Below are 7,220 nucleotides of genomic sequence, written 5' to 3' on the forward strand. Positions count from 1 at the left end.
CCCGCGGAGCGGGTACCCCATCGCTGCGCGATGGGCAAGCGAACCCCCGCGCTGCGCGCGGGGGTTGCGCTCCCGCTCCGCGTGAGCGCTGCTGGCCGCTGCGCGGCCAGCCCACCCGCCTTGCTGCGCAAGGCGGGTGACGCTCCGTCCGCTGCGCTCCCGGAGCTGCAGGGTCTGCGGTCCCGCGAGGTGGCTTCCGCTGCGCTCCAGCCACCCGGGGCGCAGCGCGCCCCAAAGGCCGGCCCCGCTGCGCGGGTCGGCTCAACGGGCCTACGGCCCGAGCAGCGGCAAGGGGGGCGGGATTGGCTCACTCAGCCGTCGCGCGCTGCTGCTTTCCTCTTGGCCCGGCTCGCCACCCACTGCGCCACCACGTTGACCGCGGCCACCAGGCCAGCGAAGACAAGCGCGTCAAGCCACGTCCGGCCTGTGAGAGCCCGCCACACCACTGCGGCCGTCCCGTAGGCAAGAAGCCACACGGTCACAGCAGCCGTCCAGCGCACCCATCGGCGAGACCACCACTCGGCCAACCATCCCCGACTCTGCATGCCGCCCGGCTACCCCAGAACACGCCCAACGAGCACCGCGCCGGATCCGAGCGGCTACGGGGAAGGTCTCCCGTCTTCTGCGTGGAGCGCGTCCTGATGGCGTTTCAGTCGGGTGAAACTCTGAACCGCGAGGGCCGGCCAGATGAACGCGCAGGCGCCCGGGAACCACAGGCTGAACCCCGCGGGCCCGTACTCCCCCCGCCGCAACGCCAGTCCGAACCAGACCAGCATGAGAACAGCCACGGCGAGCTGCACCCACCGCATCGTCCGTAGCCTCTCGGTCTGGCCCTCGTGTAACGGATTTGAACGGTCTGCCATACCTGTCGGCTACCCCCAGGCAGGGGACGCATCAACCGTCACCTCTCATAGGAGGGATGCTGAGGTTAGTGCCGGAGCCGCATCGCCTGTTCCTGCCGGTGGCGGCGGAGGGTCCGCAGAATGCCGAGGAGGAAGATCAGGAACATGGCGGTGCACGTGGCCGCCCACGCGATCGCTGCCGGACCTTCATCGCCCACGATCGTGTCGATCAGTAGCAGGCACCACAGCATCGCGAATGTTGCGTGGAACCAGCGCCCGAACCGGAGGATTTTCACGGTCCGGGCCGGGAGCGGATACTGGCCTCGCCATCTGAACTGACTCATAGGCTTCGGTTACCCGTCCACAGTCAGTGCTTACCTTGGTCTCCCTTCAAAACGACAGGGCACCCTATGCTTCATTTTTTGCTGGCGATAGACTCTGGAGAGAGTTGGCAGCAACCGATAGCATCGCACTTGTCTCCGAGTCGCCGTGCCTTGAGCCCTGCCGACTGACTGGCAGTGGCATAGCTGCTGCCAATGAGGCCGTCTACGTGCAGCTTTCCATGGCGCACCGTGCGGACACAGCTATGAGAAGGAAGCCGAGAAGACCGTGAAGGAACTCCGCCCTCACCAGCGGGAAGCCGTAGACTCGGTACTTCGTGCCTTCGAATTGCCTGCAAGATCACGTGTGTCCGAACGGGGGCTTCGGGCGCAGGTGATCATGGCGACCGGGTCCGGGAAGACTCTGGTGGCGGTCCGCAGCGCGGAGGAGCTCCACGCGGGCCGTGTGCTGGTGCTCGTGCCCTCGCTGGACCTGCTGGCGCAGACCGAGGCCGCGTGGCGCGAGGGGGGCCGCCGGGGGCCGATGATCGGGGTGTCCTCGCTGCGGGGTGAGGAGGTGTCCTTCCCCAACACCACGGATGTGGACGAGCTGGTGGAGCGGACGCGGGGCCTGGAGAAGGTGACCGTGTACGCCACGTACGCCAGCCTCGGTCTGGGCACGCTGGAGCGGGCGCATGCCCGGGGCCTCGCGGCTTGGGACCTGATCGTCGTGGACGAGGCCCACCGCGTTTCGGGCCGGATCGGGAAGCCGTGGGCGGTCGTCCACGACAACCAGAAGATCCCGTCCCTGCGCCGCCTCTACATGACGGCCACGCCGCGGCTGTGGCAGCTCGGAGACGAGGACGAGGCCGGCGCACCCGGCGAGCTGGTCGCGAGCATGGAAGACGACCCCGACGGGCCCTTCGGCAGCAGGGCGTTCACTTTGACGCTCTCGGAGGCCATCGACCGGGGCATCTGTGCCCCCTACCAGGTCGTGTGCGTGGACGTCACCGACACCGCGCTCCAGGCCGCGCAGCTTCTGGGCGCCGAAGGCCGCTCGGCAGAGGTCCGCGGGGCACGGCTCGCCGCGCTCCAGACCGCCCTGGTGAAGGCGTCCGCGGAGGAAGGCTTTTACCGCACGCTCGTCTTCCACCACCAGATCCGCGAGGCCGAAGCGTTCGCGGCCGGCCTCCCCGGCGTCGCCGCGCAGCTGCACACCAGCGACCCCGAGCTGTACCCGAAGACGATCTGGGCCAACTGGCTGTGCGGAGAGCACAAGCCGCTCCACCGCCGCCGACTGCTGGGCGAGTTCGCGGCCGGGATCGCCACGGACGGCACCGTCGTGGAGAAGTGCTTCCTGTCCTCGGTGAAGGTCCTGGGCGAGGGCGTCGACACCAAGAACTGCGACTCCGTGTACTGGGCGGATGTGCGCGGGGCGATGCCGGATCTGGTCCAGGCGGTGGGGCGGGCGCTGCGGATGCAGCCGGGCGAGGGCAAGGTGGCCTCGCTCGTGGTGCCCGTGCTGCTCGGGCCGGGCGAGACGGCGGACAGCATGCTGACGAGCCGGGCTTTCGGCGGGCTGGCGAAGCTGCTGGAGGCGCTGCGGGCGCACGACGCCCGTGTCGTGGAGAGCCTCGCGGAGCAGCAGGCGCCGAGCCGCTACAAGCCGGTCAGCAAGGACGAGGGCGGGACGAGCGCGGGCGGGAGCGGTGAGGGATCCGGGGGCGTCAGTGCCCCCGCCACGGCCCTGTTGAAGTTCTCCACGCCCCGCGACCCGGCCGCCCTCGCCGCGTTCATCAACCTGCGAGTCCTCAACCCGGAGCACGAGCACTGGCGGCGCGGCGTGGAGGCCGCCGTCATCTATAACCGGCTGCACGGCGACCTCCGCGTGCCGTTCACATTCCGGGTGCCCGCCGCCGTCGACGGCCAGGAGGCGGAAGCCACCGGGTGGCCGGCCTCGCTCGCCGGGTTCCCGCTCGGGCAGTGGACCGCCGACGCCCGGCGCTTCTACGCCCGCGGCGACATGGACGAGGACCGCGTCGCCCAGCTGGAGAAGCTCGGCATGATCTGGTCGCACTACGACGTCGCGTGGGAGGAAGGTCTCTCGGCGGCGCGCGGCTGGGCGGCCGAACACGGGCACCTCCTGGCCCCGCTGGACGCCACCTACCAGGGCTTCCGGGTGGGCATCTTTCTGAAGAACGCGCGGGCCGCCGCCCGGAAGGCGCAGGAGATCGAGCAGCGGCGTGCGGAGGGGTTGCCGGTTCAGTCGTCGGCCGGGGCGCTGTCGGAGGCGCGGCGCGAGCAGTTGGAGGAGATCGACGCGTCCTGGTGCCCGTCGTGGCCGGTGACGTGGCAGCGGTGCTTCCACCTCGTGCGGATGCACCTGGACGCCGGCGAGGCACTGCCCATCGCGGCGGGCGATGTCGTGCGCCAGGGCGAGGACCTCGGGCGGTGGGTGCAGTCGGTGCGGCTCGGCTGGGACCAGCTCACGACCGTGCAGCAGTGGCTGTGCGAGCACGTCCTCGGCATCACACCCGCCACCGAGGACGAGAAGCCCAAGCCACGCCGCACGCAGGCCGACAAATGGGCCATGAACTACCAGGCCGCCAAACAGTTCTACGAACGCGAGGGACACCTCCAAGTCCCCAGGAAGCACGTCGAACGGATCGTCGGCGAGGAGCGGGAGCACAAGCTGGGCGCCTGGATCGGCAACCAGCGCAGCCGAGCCGCCACCCTGACCCCGGAACGGATCGAGCAGCTCTCCGCCATCGGCATGCGCTGGACATAGAGGGGTGGGTACTCCGGAGGGCCCCCGACCGCTGGGTGCGGTCGGGGGCCCTCCGGAGTACCAGGGTGGAGCGTGGTCAGTCCTCTCGTCGTACGACGGTGCGCATCGGTCGCGAGCGCAGGATGCGCCTGTTGGCGGCGCGCTGGGTGGTCTTGGCGGAGATCTTCTCGCGGTTGCGGCCGGCTTTCAGGACGCGGCGGACCTCGAGCCATTGGTGGTACTCGGGGTCGCCGGCGTCCATGTGGAGGCCGGCGAGGATGCCCTTGAGGGCGTCTTCGGTGGCGAGGATCTTGCCGTTGAGGACGTCGGAGATCGTGCTCTGCGAGATCGGTACACCGGCCTCGCGTGCGCGGGTGACCATGGTCTTGTAGGGGGGGTCGCCCCGCCACAGGCGCAGGTCGCGCAAGGCGATGGCGCACTCAGACAGGTTGAGAACCTGGGTGGGGAACAGACGCTGGTATGCGGCGCGCTGGGTGGGGTCGGCGGGGACCCCGGCGGCGCGGCGCTGGCGTTCGGTGGCGTACATCTCCCACATGGGGCGCCAGGTGTCGGGGTCTTCGCCGAAGGCGGGCAGGTACTCCAGCATGGTCTGCCAGGACGGGCAGCGCGTGGGGTCGGTGGCCCGGGACAGCGTGGCCGCCGACAGGCCAGTGATCTTGCTGATCTCCCTGAGCGGGATGTCCTCGGGACGCAGGCTGGCGAGTTCCTTGGCGAGGCGGGCGAACGGGCCGGTGATCTTGGCGTGGTCACGCCTGGGTCGTGCCATGGTCTTCCCTCCCTTGAACCGGGAGTGCGGGGGTGGGAAAGACACTTGGTGTCTCCCCCGCCCCCGCACGTCTCAGTTCGCCCCTCCGGGCTGGTCGCCGGCGGGGGCCGGGGTGGAAGGGGGGACGCGCTCGTCCGGCGTGTGGGCCGGGCGCTGGGCCGCGAGGCGGTGGTGTTGCCTGCGGCGGCGGTCGGCGATCGCGTAGGCGGCGACGGTGGCCGCGGCGCTGGTCTTGCCGGCGGCGACGGTGACGGCGGTGGCCGTGGCGGTGTCGATGCCGGCGTGCATCAGGCCGAGCGCGGAGGCGCCGGCGAGGGCGAAGGAGCCCAGGGCGACGCCGATCTTGGTGATGATGCCGGGGATGCGGTGGGGGGTGAACCCGTACCCGGCGTGCGCGGGCGCGTTTATAACGCAGCCCCCGGCGGGGGCCAGGGGCCGGAGCCCGTTCCAGTTGTTGATCACTTCTGATCCTTCCCTGAGGCGACTCACTCTTCGATGACCCGGACGTTTTGTGCCCGTCCGTTTTGTTGCCGCGCCGGGCTTGCCCGCCCGACGTATAAAAAGAATCGCACGGCCGTATACAGGACGACAAGTTTCTCCGCGAGGAGTTATGCAATAACGGGTGGAGGGGCCCTGTTGGGCGTGCCGATCTCCCTCGGACCAGTGGTCAAGACTTTTTCCTTGGCTTCCGTTCAAGTTTCTGCACCGGAACTTAGGATGGACTAACTTTCCTGCTTAAGCCCTGGCCAGAGGGTAAGTGGATGAGTACAGTCCACTTACTCAGCCCTTTTATGGAGGGGCAGTAAAGTCATGTTCGAGCGACTCGAAATGCCCGCAATAAGAGAAACGTAAATAAACCAGTGATCACTTCGGCCGCCTCTTCAACGAGGCACCCTTACGGCCACCCGAGGCCTGGCCAGAAGCAGAAACTCTCCCCTCACCAGCGCATATTAATTCCGCAGTTTTTCCATGAAAAATAGAGCGCGAAATATTCCCGAACCCGCAGGTCGGAGGCGTTTCTCGCATTTGTTTTTTCACAGCGTTCGGGTTTGTCCGAATTGGCTGCCTCGCCTTGCAACCGACCACTGCCGGGCCGATGGTTGGGACCACGGATTGCCAGGAGCCGCAACTCCCGGACGTCCGCCCTGAGGCGCCTTACTCGACCCGGACAGGCGCCCGTCCACCTGGCCATTGCCCTGGCCACGGCCGCGGTGCGCAGCCCTGCTGTGTGCCGCTCCGACTTGGAAAGAACCGTTCAGCAGGGGACCCGCCCAGCACAGCTGGCCGGCGAACGCGAGAGCCGAAGGAGATGGCGGCATGGAACCGACAGCAGCCCTGGTGGCAGCAGTTACGGCCGGCATCACCGCTACCGCCTGCCGCAGCCTCCTGGCAGCTGCCCATCCCGCGTCGGCCGCACCGCTGGCACGCATTGGCGCCACCCGACGGCCCCTGCCGCCTCGCGGCTGGTCCGGCCCCGGGCGAGGGCGCCGCCGGTGGCCCCAGCAGCTGCACCCCGGCAGCGGACCACGCCGGCGGCCCCGGCTCTGACGCATCCGGCCGTCCACGGCCACGTCACCCTGGCCGCACGAACGCCCTGCTGAACCGACCGAGGACCTGTCGTCCTCCAGGGGCCGGCCGCCTCGATGCGTGACGGCAACAGCGTCCATGACGCCGCCCGCCCAGGCGGTGCCGTCACTTCCAGCTCCGGTGAGCTGCAGCCGGCCTCGCTGCCCCAGCGGGAAGATCCAGGCCCACACAGGGCCTTCTCCGGTCTGTGAAGCGGCAGCCGACCCGTCTTGGTGAAACGGGCTGTCCGCCCAACTCCCCCAGCGGGCCACACGGAGAATCTCTGGGCTCAGCCAGGCCGCCAAAAGGCCCCCTCACAGCGCCTGCAAGCCCCTCACAGCGCCCTGCCAGCGACATCTGCAGCCCAGGCGCTGCCGCACTCTCACAGCCTCCCAGACAGGCACCAGGCAAAGAAGTACCCGCCGACCTTCCCTGCCTCCAAGGCCCTACACAGGCCCACCACGCCCCAGGCCGACTCTCCAGGAACCCGCACTCCCCCGCGGCCAGGAAACCGTCACCCGGCCTCACAGACCCGCCAACAGCTCCCAGAGGCAGACCGACGCCCAACCGTGAGAACACACAACCCTGCAGACCTCTCCACTAGGGCGCCCATCCCCCGCCAACAGCCACCCGCCCGTCACGACCGTCAAAACCCTCACCCGCCGATAGTTGTTCCACAGCGTTCGGGAACCTCCACCCGATATCGGCACATCCAGCCGCCACAGGCCTACCGGAGCACGCAGCATCCCGCAGGGGCCGCACAGCAAGGAAGGAGACGGACCCGGCCGGCCGCCAGACCGTGCGATCCCTCAGTGGTCTGTAGTCAGCAGGCATCGGCGAGTTCGGGTCTGTCAAACGAGCGGTGTAACCAGGGTGGTTGGGGTTACTGGCGGGCCGCCGTCAGGCGGCCGTCGAAGGTGATGTCGAAGGCGTTCAGT

The 7,220-nt window shown here is 68.9% G+C and carries 4 protein-coding genes; 1 reads left to right on the top strand and 3 read right to left on the bottom strand.

Annotated features, from left to right (window positions below):
- Positions 1–928: 928 nt before the first annotated feature.
- Complete coding sequence (locus ACIQFU_RS38515; protein WP_402558040.1) at positions 929–1,138, bottom strand: hypothetical protein; 210 nt, start codon at positions 1,136–1,138, stop codon at positions 929–931.
- A 313-nt stretch (positions 1,139–1,451) separates the two neighbouring features.
- Here ACIQFU_RS38515 and ACIQFU_RS38520 point away from each other — a divergent pair, with 313 nt between their 5' ends.
- Entirely contained in the window at positions 1,452–3,950 is a 2,499-nt protein-coding gene (locus ACIQFU_RS38520) for a Helicase associated domain protein (protein WP_402558041.1), read from the top strand.
- A gap of 76 nt (positions 3,951–4,026) precedes the next feature.
- On the opposite strand, the gene ACIQFU_RS38525 is transcribed toward ACIQFU_RS38520, so the two are convergent.
- Both ACIQFU_RS38525 and ACIQFU_RS38530 read right to left on the bottom strand, forming a co-directional pair.
- Entirely contained in the window at positions 4,027–4,716 is a 690-nt protein-coding gene (locus ACIQFU_RS38525; RefSeq protein WP_402558043.1) for a hypothetical protein, read from the bottom strand.
- Between the two features lie 72 nt (positions 4,717–4,788).
- The gene (locus tag ACIQFU_RS38530) at positions 4,789–5,178 is read right to left on the bottom strand and encodes a hypothetical protein (protein ID WP_402558044.1); all 390 of its coding nucleotides are present in this window, start codon (positions 5,176–5,178) and stop codon (positions 4,789–4,791) included.
- Positions 5,179–7,220: the final 2,042 nt, after the last annotated feature.

Origin of the sequence: Streptomyces sp. NPDC093065, from assembly GCF_044754585.1 — a bacterium.
Taxonomy (GTDB): domain Bacteria; phylum Actinomycetota; class Actinomycetes; order Streptomycetales; family Streptomycetaceae; genus Streptomyces.

Excerpts from the sequence above, each read along its gene's own strand:
- ACIQFU_RS38525 (WP_402558043.1), bottom strand. The coding sequence starts at position 4,716 with ATGGCACGACCCAGGCGTGACCACGCCAAGATCACCGGCCCGTTCGCC.